8 protein-coding genes are annotated in these 16,990 nt (G+C 67.5%); all 8 read left to right on the top strand.

All coding sequences use genetic code 11. The annotated features are described in order from the left end of the window. Positions 1–984: 984 nt before the first annotated feature. The 8 genes from ACYOEI_RS35085 to ACYOEI_RS35050 all read left to right on the top strand — a co-directional run bounded on the left by ACYOEI_RS35085 (position 985) and on the right by ACYOEI_RS35050 (position 16,864). A complete protein-coding gene (locus ACYOEI_RS35085) occupies positions 985–2,841 on the top strand; it encodes a tetratricopeptide repeat protein (RefSeq protein ID WP_462854914.1) in 1,857 nt (618 codons plus the stop codon). Positions 2,842–2,983: 142 nt separating this feature from the next. Beyond that, positions 2,984–4,117 (top strand): hypothetical protein, encoded by a 1,134-nt coding sequence (locus ACYOEI_RS35080; protein WP_462854912.1) that lies wholly within the window; start codon positions 2,984–2,986, stop codon positions 4,115–4,117. 178 nt (positions 4,118–4,295) lie between these two features. Continuing rightward, positions 4,296–6,122 carry an ABC transporter permease subunit gene (locus tag ACYOEI_RS35075; RefSeq protein WP_462854911.1) on the top strand — a complete coding sequence of 609 codons (1,827 nt, stop codon included), beginning with the start codon at positions 4,296–4,298 and terminating at the stop codon, positions 6,120–6,122. A gap of 176 nt (positions 6,123–6,298) precedes the next feature. Continuing rightward, the gene (locus tag ACYOEI_RS35070) at positions 6,299–7,363 is read left to right on the top strand and encodes a formylglycine-generating enzyme family protein (RefSeq protein ID WP_462854909.1); all 1,065 of its coding nucleotides are present in this window, start codon (positions 6,299–6,301) and stop codon (positions 7,361–7,363) included. 7 nt (positions 7,364–7,370) lie between these two features. Beyond that, a complete protein-coding gene (locus tag ACYOEI_RS35065; RefSeq protein WP_462854908.1) occupies positions 7,371–9,170 on the top strand; it encodes an arylsulfatase in 1,800 nt (599 codons plus the stop codon). Between the two features lie 97 nt (positions 9,171–9,267). Beyond that, a complete protein-coding gene (locus ACYOEI_RS35060) occupies positions 9,268–10,263 on the top strand; it encodes an HAD family hydrolase (protein ID WP_462854907.1) in 996 nt (331 codons plus the stop codon). A 177-nt stretch (positions 10,264–10,440) separates the two neighbouring features. Then, the gene (locus ACYOEI_RS35055) at positions 10,441–13,728 is read left to right on the top strand and encodes a serine/threonine-protein kinase (RefSeq protein ID WP_462854905.1); all 3,288 of its coding nucleotides are present in this window, start codon (positions 10,441–10,443) and stop codon (positions 13,726–13,728) included. A gap of 304 nt (positions 13,729–14,032) precedes the next feature. Beyond that, a complete protein-coding gene (locus ACYOEI_RS35050; protein ID WP_462854904.1) occupies positions 14,033–16,864 on the top strand; it encodes a sigma-70 family RNA polymerase sigma factor in 2,832 nt (943 codons plus the stop codon). The last annotated feature ends 126 nt before the right edge of the window (positions 16,865–16,990 follow it).

The raw sequence follows: 16,990 nt of genomic DNA, 5'->3' as shown, positions 1-16,990 counted from the left end.
TCGGCATCTTGTGGCCCGCGTGCCTCTCCATCCGCAGGAGCCAATCGATCTCGGAGATCGAAGTGTGCGAGGAGGCCCAGAAGACCGCCGTCTGATGCGCGTGGTTCCGTTCAGCCGACACGAGCGAGTTGTGCCGTGCTGCGGTGATGTTTGTGAGTGTAAACCGCGAGCTTTCGATCGCGTTAAGAGTCCGCTCGAAGGACGTTTCCAGAAGTTTATGGCCGAGGGGCAGAGGCTTGTCGGACTGTGGCCCATCATGCAACGGGATACGCGCAGGATCGAACGTGTCACCCGATGAGAGCAGGATGCGACGCTCCTGGACCTCCATGATCGGCCGAAATGCACGGAAGTTCCTCGGATGAGGCACGGCACCGGAGCGGATTCCTTGGCGTCGCATCGATATTATTTCCAACTATGGTGAATCTCAGGATACTTCTAGTCGTCCAGACCGATCAAAGATTCCGTTCATTTCTCATACAGTCGGGATTGTCCTCGCCCGACCGCAATTCCCTCATATAAAGAGGCAATTTTGGGATATACTATACCCCCAGCCTACTCACCCATGTCCCGAATACGGGTGTCAGGTGAGAAGCCTACGATTCGAGTGCCGGCCAAATCCTTGGGCGAGAAGGCTTCTTGATGATTCGGGAAAGAATGCCGATAAGTCTGCTCGTGCTCGCCGCTGACTGCAACCTTAGAGCATGACGTCGCTCGGTTTCAATTCCCGGTGCATCTTGATCGGGCGGTTGCACGCTAATTGGTCGACGAACTGTTTTCAAACCTAATTTGCAAATTTTCCTTAATTTCGTTGGCCTGACATAGCCGGCTCGGAATTCATCTCCCAGCAAAGACAGGCTTTACTACGCCGCGCGACTCCGAAAAATCATTTTTTCCTATCCGTGTGGTCAATGACTGGGTTATCTATGGATCGCCTGGGAGGGCGAGCGAGATGTCGATGCGCCCCCTCGGCCGGGGGCACGCACCGTGGGGAATCGGGGCCGAAGGTTCTGGACAATCGGGTTCGTCCTCGCCCTGTTGGGAGTGGGGGCGGGCGCGGGACTGTTCGCGCTTCGAGGCTTCGGACGGGACCCGCTGGCGAGCGGGATCGAGGCGTATGGACGCGGCGACTGGAAGGGGGCGGCCGACGCGGCGCACGCGAGGCTGAAGGGCAGCCCGGGCGACCGCGAGGCACTTCGGCTGCTCGCGAGGACCTCGGCACGTCGAGGGCGAGACGAGTCGACCGAGTCGATCTACCGACGCCTGGGGGCCTCGGCCCTGGAGCCGGAGGACCTGTTCTTGCTGGGCCGAGGGCTGCTCCGCCGAGGGCAGACCGGGCCGGCGCTCGCGGCGCTGGGGGCGGCCAGGGACGCCGACCCGGATCATGCCGAGACGCTTGACGAGCTCTCGAGGTACTGGACGGAGACCGGTTCTCTCCTCGAGGCGACCGCCGCGGCCGAGAGGCTGGCGAAACGGCCGGGGTGGGAGGTCCGGGGCGCCGTCCGGCTCGGGAGGCTCCGCCACGACCTCCTCGACCCTGCGGGGGCGGCCAGGGCCCTCGCCGAAGCCCTGGGACGCGACCCCCGACTCACGGGCGCGGCGATGTCGCCCGAGGCGGCCCGTCGGCTCCTCGCACGCTGCCGGCTCGAGGCCGGTGAACCGGCCGAGGCAAGGGCCTTGCTCCAGGGATCGGCCGAAGCTTCCGACCTCGAAGGCCGTTGGCTCTTGAGTCGAGCGTTCCTGCAAGAGGGCAAGACTTCCGAGGCAGAGGCCGTGCTCAAGTCGGCCGGGGGATTCGGCCGGGAGACTCCCCTGCTCCACGAGTCTTCCCCCTACGTCGGCTCGGCACGATGCGCCGAGTGCCACAAGGCCGAGTATCAGGAGCAGTCGGGGCATCACGCTCGGACGCTGGTGAAGACCTCGGAGTTGGGGAGCCTCCCCTGGCCGTCCGAGACGGTCGCCGACCCCGCCGACACTCGGGTCCACCACACCTTTCATAAGCAGGGCGACGCCGTCGACGTCACCACGACCGTCGGCGACCGGGCCTATCACGCGTTGGTGGCCTACGCACTCGGGTCCAACCACCAGGGGCAGACGTTCCTGGCGAAGGATGACCGCGGGCAGGTGCGCGAGCTCCGGATCTCTCGATACCCCGGCGCCCCGCACTGGGACCGGACGATCGAGCACCCTGAGCATCCTCCCGACGACCTTGGCTATGTCGGTCGGCCGATCTCCTCGGAGGCGACCCGCGCCTGCTTGCATTGCCACGCCACCAACTTCCGGGCCGTGCAGGAGCCGGCGGGACGCGCCGAGGCGGCCGACCGGGGCATCGGTTGCGAGCGTTGCCATGGCCCCGGCGGGAACCACCTCGCCGCGATCGCCGGGTCCTTCTCCGAACTCGCCATCGCTCGGCCGAAACTCGCCCAAGGGTCCGAGCTCGTCGCCCTCTGCGCCGAGTGCCACAAGGCGCCGGGGACGTCGTCCCCCGATTCGCCGGGCTCCATCCGATTCCAGGCCCCGAGCTTCGTTCGGAGTCGTTGCTACACCGAAGGGGACGGCACGTTCAGTTGCGTGACCTGCCATAACCCTCACCGCGACGCCGAGAGCGGGCCGAAGGCGTATGAGGCGAAATGCCTGAACTGCCACCCCGCCGATGCCAAGGCGTCGGCGGCCGCAAACAGGGCCGCCCGATCTTCCTGCCCCGTCGACTCGAAGAAGGGCTGTCTGGACTGCCACATGCCGAGGGTGACGGACGCGGTCCCCCGTTCCGCATTCACCGACCACCACATCCGCATCCGCCGGGACGTCTCGACCTCGACCTCGACCTCGACTGCCCGCCCCTGACATTTCCTGGCCGACCGGGACCCGCCGGGCCGATAACGGGAAAGGTCCCATTGGGGATCGAAGCGAGGAAGAAGCGCGACCCGAAGGCGCCTGTACGGCCGCCACTTCGCGTCAGCTCGGGCCGGCCAAGGAGGGCAGCCCTGTGGTCGGTGATTCCCAGAAACCGGGCCAGGGGCGAATTCCCTCGGCGTTCCTCGGCATGATCGCGCTGGTCGTGCTCATCGAGGGATTCATCGCCCGCAATCCCCTCGAGTATTCCGACTACATGTCGTACTCGTGGCGGTTCGGCGACCGCGCCGCGAGGGGTTGGGCGGGCCGGTCGGATGTCGTCTGCTTCGGCGACAGCATGGTCAAGCTCGGCATCCTCCCGCGCGTCCTCGAGCGGCAGACCGGGCGATCGGCGTACAACCTCGCGGTCTTCGGCGGCCAGGCACCGAGCAGCTACTTCCTCCTGAGGCGCGTCCTCGAGTCGGGGGGAAAGCCCGGCGCCGTGATCGTCGACTTCCATTCGAACCTTTTGGCGGCCGCGCCACGGTCGAGTGCCCCCTACTGGGCCGACCTCGTCGACCCGCGCGACGGCCTCGACCTCGCCTGGAATACGTGTGACTTCGGCCTGGTCGTCAAGACGACCCTGGCGTGGCTCCTCCCGTCATATAAAGGCCGGTTGGAGATCCGAGGCGAGGTCCTCGCGGCACTCCGGGGCGAGGACCGGCCCGAGATGGAAGAACGCCGGGCCCTCCGACGCAACTGGCGGAAGAACTCCGGGGCCTACGTGGTCGCCAAGGCCCCTCGTGAAGCGCCTCCGGTCGAGACTTCGCCGACCGCCCCCGGCAAATGGTCCCCCCGCCCGGTCAACGTCGCCTACCTCCGTCGCTTCTTCGACCTGGCGTCGGCGAAGGGGGTCTCCATCTACTGGCTGATCCCGCCGACCGATCCCGACTGGCAACTCCGGCGAGAACGCCTGGGGGTCGACGAGCCGTTCACCCGCTTCGTCCGGTCGATTTCGGAACGCTACCCGAACGTGACGGTGGTCGACGGCCGACGCGCGGGCTACGACCGCTCGGCCTTCCTCGACCCGACCCACCTCAACCGCCGAGGGGCCCTCGAATTGAGCGCCGCGCTCGCGGACCTCATCACCTCTCGTCGGGAAGGCCGGATCCCGGCCTCCACTCGCTGGGTCGACCTCGAGTCTCCGCGTTGGCGGACCGTCACCGGGATTGTCGAGGACGTCGGCGAATCGAAGCAAGCCCTCCGAGACACCCGGACCTTGCGATAAGTGTCCGTCGCGAAGTCCGGGGATCCAGAATAAGAGCGGCCTCGGCGTGGCCGGTCGTCTGCTCGCTCCGGTTGCCTCCATCTCCGGCCGAGCCCGCTTGCCCACCATCGCCCGATCGGATAGCCTGACGTCTTCGGACAGACGTCGGACTATTTCCAAATTCGGGCGACGGCCAACCATGATCTTCGGACCGGTCTTCCACTTCGAGCGGATCGCGACGGCCCGTCGGCCGCGTTATTACGTGGCCCGATTCGTCTTCGGGGTCTTCCTGCTCCTCGCCCTCTGGCGCGAGTATGAGGTCCGACAGGCGCAATGGGGATATCGGCTGCAATCGCTCCACGAGATGGGCCGGTTCGCGGAGTCGACCTTCCTCGCGTTCGCGACGGCCCAGGGGCTGGCGCTAACCTGCCTGATCCCGGCCTTGCTGGCGGGGATGATCGCCGAGGCGCACCAGCGGAAGACCTTGCGCGACATGCTCGCCAGCGGCCTGTCGAGCTCTGGGATCGTGCTGGGCAAGCTCGGGGCCCAACTGCTGCACGTCGGCGTCTTCATCGCGACGGGCCTGCCGATCGTCAGCATGATCGGGCTCTTCGGCGGGCTGGACATGAAGAGCGTCCTCTTCGTTTACGGTGCAACCGCCTCGACTTCGCTTTTCGTCGCCGGCCTTTCGACCCTGGTCTCGGTCCTGGTCCCCCGCCCGCGCGAGGCCCTCCTGACGGCATATGGCCTGATCGCCGTCTGGCTCTTCGGGCCCGTCATGGTCGAGCCCATCGCCGGGTATATGGGGGGGCCGATGGCCTGGGTCAAGCCGGTCAACGACAACGCGCTGATGACCAACCCCCTCCACGTCTGGCAGCTCATGACGAACTCGGTCGACATCACCCGATATCAACCGTACGCGGCGATGGTGCCCTGGATCGCGGCGCAGACGAAGTCGAATGAAGAGACCGTATTCGCGATCATCATCACCCAGTCGATCCTGGGCCTGCTCTTCCTCCTCGCGGCGGTCGCGGCCCTCAGGCCGCTGCGAAGCGGGGCGGGCCGTCGTCGCCGCCGACCGGTCGTCCTGGTAGCGAGGTCCGCGCCGGTGCGCCCGGAGATCGGCGACGACCCGATGCTCTGGAAGGAGCGATACACGAGCCCCGGCGGAGGCCTGAGCTGGCTCTCGAGCCAGCCGATGATCCTCGTGCTCGGCACGCTCCTGGGCTGCTACCTCTTCGACACGTCCTGGCCCGCGTTCGCGCAGTGGGCCCCCCCTTGGGGCCAGACGAACGCGCAAATGGTCCTGAACGACGCCCTGCGTGAGTCGAGCACCCTGGTCTATGTGCTCTGGATCCTCGGGGTGGCGAGCGCCGGGGCGGTGGCGATCTCGGGCGAGCGGGAGCAGGACACCTGGACCAACCTGACGACGACGCTCCTGACCGGCCCCGAGATCGTCCGGGCCAAACTCGTGGGCGCCCTCTGGGGCCCGAGGCGACTGGCCTTCGCACTCTTCGTGATGTGGACGGTCGGCCTCCTCGCCGGCGCGATCCACCCGGTCGGCTGGCTCGCCCTGCTCCTGGCGACCGCGGTCTTCTCGTGGTTCGTGGCCGCCCTCGGGCTCGTCCTCTCGCTCCGGGCGAAGAGCACCTCACGCGCCCTCGTCTGGACGATCGTCATCCTGCTCATCCTGAACATCGGCTACCTCTTCTTCATCGGGCCCGCCCAGGGCGCGGTCTGGCTCTGGGCCGGCTCGACGCCGAGGGTCATCTGGGCGGCCCAACTCTCGGGACGCGACGTCGCGCTCCTCTGGAACGCCCCCGACGGCGGGGCCGGGACCGATTGGCAACGCAACACGCGCGACGTCCTTTTGCTCTACTCCAACTCCCTGATCCTCTACGCCTCGGCCGCGGCCCTGCTGACCTGGACGGCGATCCGATCGTTCGACCGGGCCGTCGACCGCCCCCGAGCGAACGCCAAGCCGGCGATCCGCCTGGCCGAAGCCCAGCTCCCCTCCCCGTCCTGAATCGAACTACAAAACGATTCACCACAAAGGCACGAAGGACACAAAGGATTAGAATCCAATTTTGATCTTTATTAGGTTTTCCCTTTGTGCCTTTGTGGTGAATCCTCCCCGCCTCCAAACTCAAATCTCTGTAGAATGGGCGGACACCAAACTCAGTCGTCCGCGAGCTCGAGAAAATGACGACGGCCCTGAGACAACGACTCCTCCTGCTGGGCGTGGGCGTGGCCGCCTTCGCGGTCGCCTACGCGGGGAAACGATACGGGGACCGCGGGCACTCGCCGGAGGGTCCGCCGGGCATGGCCTGGGTCCCCGGGGGTGAGTTCCGGATGGGGTCGGACGCGGAGGTCGCCCGGCCCGAGGAGACGCCGTCGCATCGGGTCTTCGTCGACGGATTCTGGATGGACCGTGCCGAGGTGACCAACGCCCAGTTTCGCGCGTTCGTCGAGGCCACCGGCTACGTGACCACCGCCGAGAAGGCGCCAAGTCTCGAGGAGGTCATGGCGCAGCTCCCCCCCGGCTCGCCGCCTCCGCCGAAGGAGAACCTCGTGGCCGGCTCGCTCGTCTTCACCCCGCCGACGGGCCGGGTGCCGCTCGACGACCTCTCGAGGTGGTGGCAGTGGATCCCGGGCGCCGACTGGAAGCATCCCGAGGGGCCGGGGAGCCGCCTCGACGGTCGCGACGATCATCCGGTCGTGCAGGTCTCCTGGGACGACGCGACCGCCTATGCCACGTGGGCCGGGAAGCGGTTGCCGACCGAGGCCGAGTGGGAGTTCGCCGCCCGCGGGGGGTTGGCCGAGAAGCCCTACACCTGGGGCGACACGCCGCCCGGATCCAAGGGAAACTGGCAGGCAAACATCTGGCAAGGGGAATTCCCCTACAACGGTTCATCCGCCGATGGGTATCCCCGCACCGCGCCGACGGGCTCGTTCCCGGCCAACGGCTACGGGCTCCGCGACATGTCCGGGAACGTCTGGGAATGGTGCGCCGACTGGTATCGGCCCGACCTCTATCGCCGACGCGCCGGCGAAGGTATCGTCATCAACACCTCGGGCCCGGACTCGGGCGTCGACCCGGCCCGACCGTTCGGGTCCCTGAGGGTGCAGCGAGGCGGTTCGTTCCTCTGCAGCGACGAGTATTGCACGCGGTATCGCCCGAGCGCCCGCCACGGCTGCAACCCGGACACCGGCATGTCGCACGTCGGATTTCGCTGTGCCCTTTCCCCGACGAATTCCGCGAGGTGAGCGAAGTATGAGCGCGAAGAGCCCCTGGATAAAGTCGATGGCGATGATCGCCCTGGGTGCAATTCTCGGGGTGATGGCGGCCTCTCGGGGCACGGTCCGCCCCGCGAACGGGGCGACGTCCCCCAACCGCCCCGTCGCGGCCCCTGCGCCGGCCCCGGCTTCGGTGCGGACGAACACGCCGGCCTCGACCGCGACGGAGTGTACCCCGCCCGGCATCTCGAGGCGATCGCTCCTGGCCCTGGCGGCCCGCAACGAGGCGGTCGCGGCGGAGTCCGCGCGCGAGGGGAAGAAGCCGAACATCCTCGTCATCTTCGGCGACGACATCGGCCAGACGAACGTCAGCGCCTACTCGCTGGGCGTGATGGGGTATCGCACACCTAACATCGACCGGATCGCCCGGGAAGGGATGATCTTCACCGATTACTACGCCGAGCAGAGCTGCACCGCCGGCCGCTCGACGTTCATCACCGGGCAGTGCACCTTCCGCACCGGCCTGAGCAAGGTCGGCATGCCCGCCGCCACGGTCGGGCTCCAGAAGGAAGACCCGACGATCGCCGAACTGCTCAAGCCGCTCGGTTACGCGACGGGCCACTTCGGCAAGAACCACCTGGGGGACCGCAACGAGTACCTGCCGACCGTCCACGGGTTCGACGAGTTCTTCGGGAACCTCTACCACCTGAACGCGGAGGAAGAGCCCGAGCTCAGGAACTACCCCAAAGACCCCGAGTTCCTCAAGAAGTACGGCCCGCGCGGGGTGCTCAAGTGCAAGGCGACGGACCGCGACGACGCGACCGTCGACCCCCGATTTGGCCGGGTCGGCAAGCAGACGATCGAGGACACCGGCCCGCTCTCGAAGAAGCGGATGGAGACGATCGACGACGAGACTTCGGCGGCGGCCATCGACTACATCACGCGCCAGTCCAAGGCCGGCACGCCTTTCTTCTGCTGGTACAACAGCACCCGGATGCACCTGCGGACGCACGTGAAGGCCGACCGCCGGAGCCCGGCCGGGCTGACCGCTCGGACCGAATACGCCGACGGCATGGTCGAACACGACGGGCACGTCGGCGCCATCCTCAAGGCGCTCGACGACCTGGGGATCGCGGACAACACCCTCCTGGTCTACACGACCGATAACGGCCCGCACATGAACACGTGGCCGGACGGGGCGATGACGCCGTTCCGGAGCGAGAAGAACACGAACTGGGAGGGTGCCTTCCGCGTCCCGGCGATGATCCGCTGGCCGGGCAAGATCAAGCCCGGGACGATCTCCAACGAGCTCTTCAGCGGCCAGGACTGGCTCCCCACCTTGGTCGCCGTGGCCGGCGAGCCCGACATCAAGGCGAAGCTGCTCAAGGGTCACGACGCCGACGGCAAGCACTTCAAGGTCCACCTCGACGGGGTCAACCAACTGGCCTACCTGACGGGCGAGCAGCCGCGGAGTGCGAGGAAGGGATTCTACTACTTCAACGACGACGGCGACCTCGTCGCCGCCCGCTACCTGAACTGGAAGTTCGTCTTCCTCGAGCAGCGTGCCCCCGGCACCCTCCGGGTCTGGGCCGAGCCGTTCACGAAGCTCCGCCTCCCCCTGTTCTACGACCTGCACGCCGACCCGTACGAGCGGGCGGACATCACGTCGAACACGTATTACGACTGGATGCTCGATCACGCATTCATTCTTTATCCGATGACCGACGTCATGGGCAGCTTCCTGATGTCGTTCAAGGAGTTCCCGCCCCGACAGCGGGCGGCCAGCTTCACCATCGACCAGGCGATGGAGAAGCTCAGGCAGGGCCTCGTCAAGTAACCCGCCCCCTCGTGGCCGCCGCCGGCCCGGCCCGGCCCGGCCCGGTCCGGTTCGTCCGGCGGCGGCCCGATTGCTCCGACTTCTTGAGGATTCGACCATGATCCTACGTGCCCCTTGGCTTGCCGCCGTCGCCTGCGCCGCGGGGCTCGGCGTCACCGCCGCGAGGGGGGCCGACGACCCCTTGCCGTCGTGGAACGAGGGCCAGACCAAGCAGTCCCTCCTCGGCTTCGTCGCCAAGGTCGTCCGGGAAGGGGGGCCCGACTTCGTGCCGGCCGAGGACCGAGTCGCCGTCTTCGACAACGACGGCACCCTCTGGGTCGAGCAGCCGATGTATACGCAGCTCGCCTTCGCCCTCGACCGCGTGAAGGCCCTGGCCCCGAAGCATCCCGAATGGAAGACGAGAGCCCCGTTCAAGTCCGTCCTCGAGGGGGACCTCAAGGGGCTCGTCGCGTCCGGCGAGAAGGGACTGCTCGAGCTGGTGATGGCCACCCACGCCGGCATGACCACCGACGAGTTCTCGGCCGTCGTCAAGGGCTGGCTGTCGACCGCGAAGCATCCGAAGCTCGGGCGGCCCTACACCGAATGCATCTACCAGCCCATGATCGAGCTCATGGCCTACCTGAGGGCCAACGGCTTCAAAACATACATCGCCTCGGCGGGCGGGGTCGAGTTGATGCGCCCGCTCTCGAAGGAGGTCTATGGCATCTCCCCCGAGCAGGTGATCGGCAGCAGCATCAAGACCCGGTACGAGCTCCGCGACGGCAAGCCGGCCCTGGTCCGCCTGCCCGAGCTCAACTTCATCGACGACCATGCCGGCAAGCCCGTCGGCATCCACCAGGCGGTCGGCCGACGCCCGCTGCTGGCGTTCGGCAACTCCGACGGCGACTTCGAGATGCTCGAGTGGACGAGCACCGCTCCCGGCCCTCGCCTGGGCCTGATCGTCCACCACACCGACGCCGACCGTGAGTTCGCCTACGACCGCAAGTCTCCGTTCGGCCGGCTCGACCGCGCGCTCACCGAGGCCCCCGGACGGGGCTGGGTCGTCGTCGACATGAAACGGGACTGGAAGACGATCTTCCCCGCACGCGAGTGAGCGGGATCGCCCCGGAGCGGGACGAGATTCACGTGAAGACGTGTCATTATCATGGAATAAGTCCGGGGCTTGTTCGCACGTCCGCGCCCGTGATAGGATGAACGCGTCTCCCCTCCATACCGGCCCGACCGCCCGGACCCGGCCGAAGCGGATCGAGTCGAGCCCCAGGGTGCCTCTATGGTGGATCCCCAGGCGTCACGGTTCTGGCGGGTGGCGCTCCAGAGCGGGCTGATGGACGTCCAGGGGTTGCAGGCCTGCTGGGACGCCTTGCCCGCCGAGAAGCGGGGGTTCGACCAACTCGACCGCCGGCTCGCCCGGCAGGCCATCCAGTCGAACCTCGTCACCCTCTGGCAGGCGCAACAGCTCCTCTCGGGCCGCTCGGCGGGCTTCAAGATCGACCGCTACGTCCTCCTCGACCTGATCGGCCAGGGTGGGATGGGGCGCGTCTATCTCGCCAAGGATTCGCGCCTGAACCGCCGGGTGGCGGTCAAGATCCTCTCGCCAGAGCGGGTGAACAACCCCCGCGCAATCACCCGCTTCCAGCGAGAAGCAAGGGTCGGCGCCCAGCTCCAGCACGAGAACCTCGTACGGATCTACGACGAGGGCGATTCGAACGGCAAGTGCTACCTCGTGATGGAGTACATCGAAGGGAGGACCATCGGGGCGATGATCGCCGAGCAAGGGCCGATCGCGCCGAGCTTCGCCGCCAGGATGGTCCGCCAGATCGCCCTCGGCCTCGAGCACGCGCAGCAGAAAGGGCTGATCCACCGCGACGTCAACCCTTACAACATCCTCGTGACCGGCGAAGGGGTGGCCAAGCTCACCGACCTCGGGCTGGCGATCGACCTTGCGGAAGACATCCACGTCACCCGCGACGGCGCCACCGTCGGCACCTTCGACTACGTCTCTCCCGAGCAGGCGCGGCACTCGCACTCGGTGGACACCCGGAGCGACATCTACTCGCTCGGCTGCACCTTCTACCACATGCTCGCCGGCCAAGTGCCGTTCCCGAACCCCAGCCTCCCCGAGAAGCTCTACGGCCACCAGTCGCTCGAGCCCGAGGCGATCACGGCGATCGTGCCGACGGTCCCCGAGGGCCTGGCCGAAGTCGTCCGGACGATGATGCGCAAGGATCCGGACGACCGATACCCGAACCCCCTGGCGCTCGCCGAGGCGCTGGAGCCTTACATCGATGACCGGGCGGCGGCGTACCTCACGAAGCTCGAGTTGCCGACCATCCCGGATTCGAACCTGCGGTCGGTAACGTCCGGTTCGATGACCCCGGTCCCCGCCGCCGAATCCGCGGCCACCTCGTCGACATCGGCGGTCACCCTCGCAGCCCAGTCCCCCTCCACCGCGACGCCAACATACGCGAAGGCCGCCGCATCCCCTCCCCCGGCCGCTCCCGATCTCGCACCGAATCCGGACTCGCTTCCGGGCGACATCCCCGACTTTTCCAGGATCGGCGTCGAGGCCTCCTCGGGCGAGGATCTGCCCAGCCTCGGCTTCGAGCTCTCGATCGACACCGGCCCCAAGGCCCCGCCCTCCCAAGTCCCGTCCCCCGAAGTTCCGGAGCCCTCGCCCAAGGTCAGTCCGAGTCGGCCGAAGCCCAACCCGGTCGCCGACGTATCCCCGGCGTCCACTACTCCCACCAGAGCCAAGGCGCCCCCGAAGCCCCCGGCGACTTCCCCCCCTCCGATCGCCGCCTCGGCACTCACAACGGAGAAGGCCCCCGACCTCTCGCATCTCGGGGAGGAGCCCTCGTCGGGCGAAGACCTGTCCGGGCTCGGCCTCGCCATCAATCTCGGCCCCAAAGCGACGCCGCCCGCGCCCTCGCCCGCGCCCAAGCCCCGCCTCGAGGCCTCGGAGCCGAAGGCCAAACCGAAGCCCACCGTGCCCGCGACGGCCCCTGCGCCTTCGAAGCCCCAAGCCTCCCCCGACCCTGCGCCCTCTCCGCTCGATTTCACGGCGATCGGCGAGGAGGCGTCCGCTCCCGACGACGTTTCGGGCCTCGGCCTCTCGCTCAACTTCGGCCCCGAGCCACCCCTCTCCGGTGTTTCGCCCAAGAAGACCGCCCCCAAGGCCGCGCCTACGACCGCCAGGGCCTCGGCCTCGCCAGCGGCCGAGCGTCCCCGCAAAGGGCTCAACCGTGGCGTCCTCCTCGGCGGCTCCGTCATCGGCCTCGTCCTGGTGGCGGGCGGGCTCTTCGCCAGCGGCGTCCTGACCAGGTTCCTCCCGACTCGCATGGTGTCCGCGACGCCCCCGCCCGACGTCGACGCCACCTCGACGACGCGAGAAGTCGACCCGAAGGCCACGGAAAATGGCGAGGGTGAGGCCCCAGCCGTCGCATCGACCAAAGAAGGGACGGAGCTCGCCGCAAAGGCCGACGTGGTGGCCACTCCCGAGGTTCCCAAGGGTCCGGCGTTCTCGGTCAAGGCCCCCGACGGCACGATCACGACCGAGCCCGGCCTTAAGGCCGCGATTCAACGCGCGATCGGCAGCAAGGGCCACGTCCTCCTCAACAACCGGGAGCCGATCCGCCTCACCGGCGCCGATGCGATGCTCCGAGCCTCCGGCGGGCCGCTCTACATCCGTGCCGAGCCGGGGACCCGGCCGGTCCTGGAGGTCGAGATCAAGGGGACCGTCCCCTTCCTCTCGACGGGGGCCGAGACCCCGGTGACCCTGGTCGGCGTGACCTTCGCGGCCCACTACGCGGGACAGGCCAAGGACAAGGAGGCCCCCCCGGTCATCGTCGCCGGGGCGAGCGTTCGACTCGAGCGTTGCGCCTTCCTCGCAACAGGCGACGCGCCCGGCTCGCGGGCCATCGTGGCCGAAGGGGGGACGTTCTCCGCGACCGGCTGCTGGTTCGAGGGCTTCGACAAGGCCATGGACATCGGGGCGTTCGGCGGCTCGACCACAACCGTCCGGCAATGCATGATGGTTCGTCCCCGCCCCGACGGCTTGCTCGCCGGCTGGGCCTTACGGGTCCGGCACCTGCCGGGGGGCCCCTCCGGGGGCGGACGTCGCCTCCTGATGGACCGCTGCACGATCCACGGCCAAGGCGTCGTCGACCTGGTCGACTTCACCCCCCAGGCCCCCTGCAAGGTCGAGATCCGGGGGTGTGCCGCGATGGCCGACACCCTGCTCGCATGGGAGTCCCAACCTCCCGAATCCGCCCCCGACCGCAAGGCCCTCGCCTGGTCGGGCATGGGGAACCAGTACGACGTGCGCGGCAAGTCCTGGCTCGTGCTCTCCTCGCGCGAAGGCGGGCCGGAGCTCCCCGACGCGCCGACCAATCTCGCGTCCTGGTCGAAGGTCGGCGCCGAGACCGACCCCATCCCCCCTCCCCTCCGTTTCATGACCGACCTGACGGCCCTCTCAACGACCTCACGCCCCTCCGATTTCGCCGCCGAGGAGACCGCCGGCCGCGCCGTCGGGGCCGACCCCAAGCAGGTCGGCCCGTAAGACGGCCCACGCCGATCCGAGTGTCCGCCCCGAAATAGAGGTGCTCGCAAGGCTCGTCGATTCGAGACTTCCGAGCGTCCATTAGAGCCTCTCCCGTGGATCGAGGCGTTGGGCCGGGCCTGGTCCACACGGGGTCCGAAGACGGAACCCGTGGCACCCATGCACAGATCTTCAAAACCAATTTCACGTCATGAGCCACCTCGGCTTTGAAGAAATGATTGGGTTTCGGGAATGAATGAAAGCGCCGGCCCGGCTCTCGGCACTATTCTCAACCGATCGGCGGGGTGAGGAGGAGGGCGTCGGGATGACGAGTGGGCTCCATGACAGTTTCGTTCGGTCGATCCAGGCCCTTTTCGAAGGAGGGTCGACCACGAGCTTGACCGACGCCCAGCTCCTCGACCGGTTCCTCGAGCAGCCCGGCGAGGTATCCGAGCAGGCGTTCGGGGCGCTGGTGGTCCGACACGGCCCCTTGGTGCTCGACGTCTGCCGAGGCACCCTGGGGGCGAGTCACGACGTGGAGGATGCGTTCCAGGCCACCTTCCTGGTCCTGGCCCGTAAGGCAAGGTCGGTGCGTCGGCGAGACTCGCTGGCGAGCTGGTTGTTCGGGGTCGCGAGGCGCGTCGCCGCCCGGGCGCGGGCCGACGCCGCCAGGCGTCGGACCTTGGAGCGGAGGGCCGCGGAGTTGAAAACAACCCAGACCGGGCCGTCCGAAGGGACGGACGGACTCTCGGCGCTGATCGACGAGGTCGAGAAGCTGCCCGCCAAGTATCGCGACCCCGTCATCCTCTGCTACCTCCAGGGCCTGACCTACGAGGCCGCCGCGCAACGGCTGGGTTGCCCCCTGGGGACGCTCAGCATCCGCCTGAAACGCGCCCGAGAGCGGCTCCAGTCCCGACTAACCCGCCGGGGGCTCGCGGAGCCGGCCGGACTGTTCGTCGCGGGCCACGCGCCTCGGTCGGCGGTCTCGGCGGCCCTCGTGGCGTCCACGGTTCGGACCGCAACCCGATCGGCCTCGGGCACGTTGGCCGCCGCCGGGGCGGCCTCGGCAACCGTCGAACCACTCACACGAGAGGTCTTGAAATCCATGTTGATACATAAACTAAATTTGGTCGTGGTGACATTGGCATCCCTCTCCATCGGGGCCGGGCTCTGGGCCTGGCGGGCGTCGGTCTTCGCCGAGGAACCCAACGCCCAAGTCCCCCGGGTCCGCCAGGTGGCGGCCGTCCCGGCCCAGGAGCAGGAGCCGAAGGTGGAGACACCCCGACCTTTCCGGATGGAGGGGAGCGTGACGGAGGAGCGGACGGGCAGGCCGGTCGGCGGAGCGACCTTCGACGTCATGCTCGCGGACTCGGACCGCGACTATCGCGCCAACTTCCAGCCCGTCCGTTCCGGAGAAGATGGCCGGTTCCGGATCGACCTCCCGCCGGGCCACGCCCGCGCCTGGACCTTGAGGCCGCCCGCCGGCTACTGGGCCCCCCGCGACCTCGACCCCATCGAGTCGTTCGCCGTCTCCGATAGTGCGCCGGTCTTCCGCAAAGACTACGTCCTCAGGCCGGGGACCGTCTGGAACTTCCGCATCCATCGCGACAATCAGCCGGAGCCGTTCCGAGGCGTCGTCCTGGGGTACTCGGAGGCCGGCCAGTTCCGGGGCACGACCGACGACTCCGACCGAATCCACCTCACCCTGCCGACCGAGAAGGGCAAGGTGACGGCCATCGTCGGAGAGGAGCTGACCGAAGAGATGGGACGGGTGCAGGTTCTCCTCGAGTGGGAGGCGGGGTTCCGCACCGACTCCGTGAAGTCGGTCGAAGAACTCGCCCCCACCTCGGCCCAGTATCGCCTCACCGACACCGAGGGGAAAACGGCCACCCTCTCGAAACCGAAGAAAGGGCGAGTTCGCCCCGTCGTCGACGGAGGCAAACTCACCATCCGGGCCGAGCTCCCCGCACACGACCCGAGCACGGTCGGCGACCTTGTCGGACAGGTCGTCGACACTTCCGGCAAGCCGATCGACGGGGCCAGGATCGCCCTGATCTGGGGAAGCGAGAACGGGGGAAGCATGATGTCGAGCGACGCAAGGCACTCGGCCACTACCGACGCCCAGGGCCGATTCCGGCTCCGCTCGATCCTCCGAACGACAGCCACCGGGAAGACGCCCGCGATCCTGCTCGCGGTGACGAAGGAGGGGTTCGCCGGGGTCGACACGCCCCAGGTCCCGTTCAAGCCCCCTTCGGCCAACGAACCCCACATCGTCGGCCCGATCAAGCTCGCGCCCGGAATCACGGTCAAAGGGACCGTCGTGGATCTTGAGGGGAAACCCCTACCCGGAGCCTGGGTTGAGCCCGGCGGTTCGTACGCGAGCCGGAGCCAGTTCACGAAGACCGACGCCAAGGGGCAATTCACCGTACGCGACTTGGCCGTAGGGATGGTCTCCTTCCACTTCAGCTACGGCAAGCTCGTGGCCGGCGGCAAATACCTGGTCTTTCGCGACTCCGGCCCGCTTTCGATCAAGCTCCACCCGATCCCCGCCCCTACGCCGAAGACGGCCGAGGAGACAGCAGCGACCAGACCTCGACTCAAATCCCTCCCGCTCGGGTCCATGGCGCCCGATTGGGACACGAAGTCCTGGTCCGACGGCCGACCTCGGGCTCTCGCCGACTACCGAGGCAAAGTCGTCTTCCTCGACTTCTGGGGCGTCTGGTGCCGCCCCTGCGTCAAGGCCCTCCCCGCCCTCGAGACGGTCCGGGCCAAGTACGAAGCCCGAGGCGTCGTCTTCCTCACGATCCACACCCCCGCCGAGGACGAAACGACCATCCGCAAGATCCTCGAGCTGAACCATGCCTCTCTCGTCTTCGCCCTCGACCGCAACCGCAAGGGCGAAGGAATTGGAGACGAGTTCGACGGCGCGACCGCCGAGCGTTATGGCGTTCGGCCCTACCCCACGGCCATGATCATCGACCGCGAGGGCAAGGTCGCCTTCAAGACCAATGACCCGAGCATCGTCCCCGCCACCCAGGCGGCCATGAAAGACCTGGGCCTCGACGAGAAGACGATCGACGAGGAGAAGATGGGCCGGATCGTCGTCCGGCTCTATGAGCAGGCTCTCGAAAGGGTCCTCGACGCTCCCTCTCGTTGAGTGTCTGGCTCGAAATCTGTTTTTTCTTAAAATACGGGTTTCCGTGGGAGTAGACGCCGACGTCCCGCAAGGATTGTCAGCGCCGAGCGCGTCAGAAACCCGTTTTTTAAGGAAAAAACAGGTTTC

The sequence above is a fragment of the Singulisphaera rosea genome, assembly GCF_054877945.1.
The sequence above is the reverse complement of the archived record's forward strand: the minus strand, read 5'-3'. Positions and strand labels throughout refer to the sequence as shown.

Excerpts from the sequence above, each read along its gene's own strand:
- ACYOEI_RS35075 (WP_462854911.1), top strand. The coding sequence starts at position 4,296 with ATGATCTTCGGACCGGTCTTCCACTTCGAGCGGATCGCGACGGCCCGT.
- ACYOEI_RS35070 (WP_462854909.1), top strand. The coding sequence starts at position 6,299 with ATGACGACGGCCCTGAGACAACGACTCCTCCTGCTGGGCGTGGGCGTG.
- ACYOEI_RS35065 (WP_462854908.1), top strand. The coding sequence starts at position 7,371 with ATGAGCGCGAAGAGCCCCTGGATAAAGTCGATGGCGATGATCGCCCTG.
- ACYOEI_RS35060 (WP_462854907.1), top strand. The coding sequence starts at position 9,268 with ATGATCCTACGTGCCCCTTGGCTTGCCGCCGTCGCCTGCGCCGCGGGG.
- ACYOEI_RS35055 (WP_462854905.1), top strand. The coding sequence starts at position 10,441 with ATGGTGGATCCCCAGGCGTCACGGTTCTGGCGGGTGGCGCTCCAGAGC.
- ACYOEI_RS35050 (WP_462854904.1), top strand. The coding sequence starts at position 14,033 with ATGACGAGTGGGCTCCATGACAGTTTCGTTCGGTCGATCCAGGCCCTT.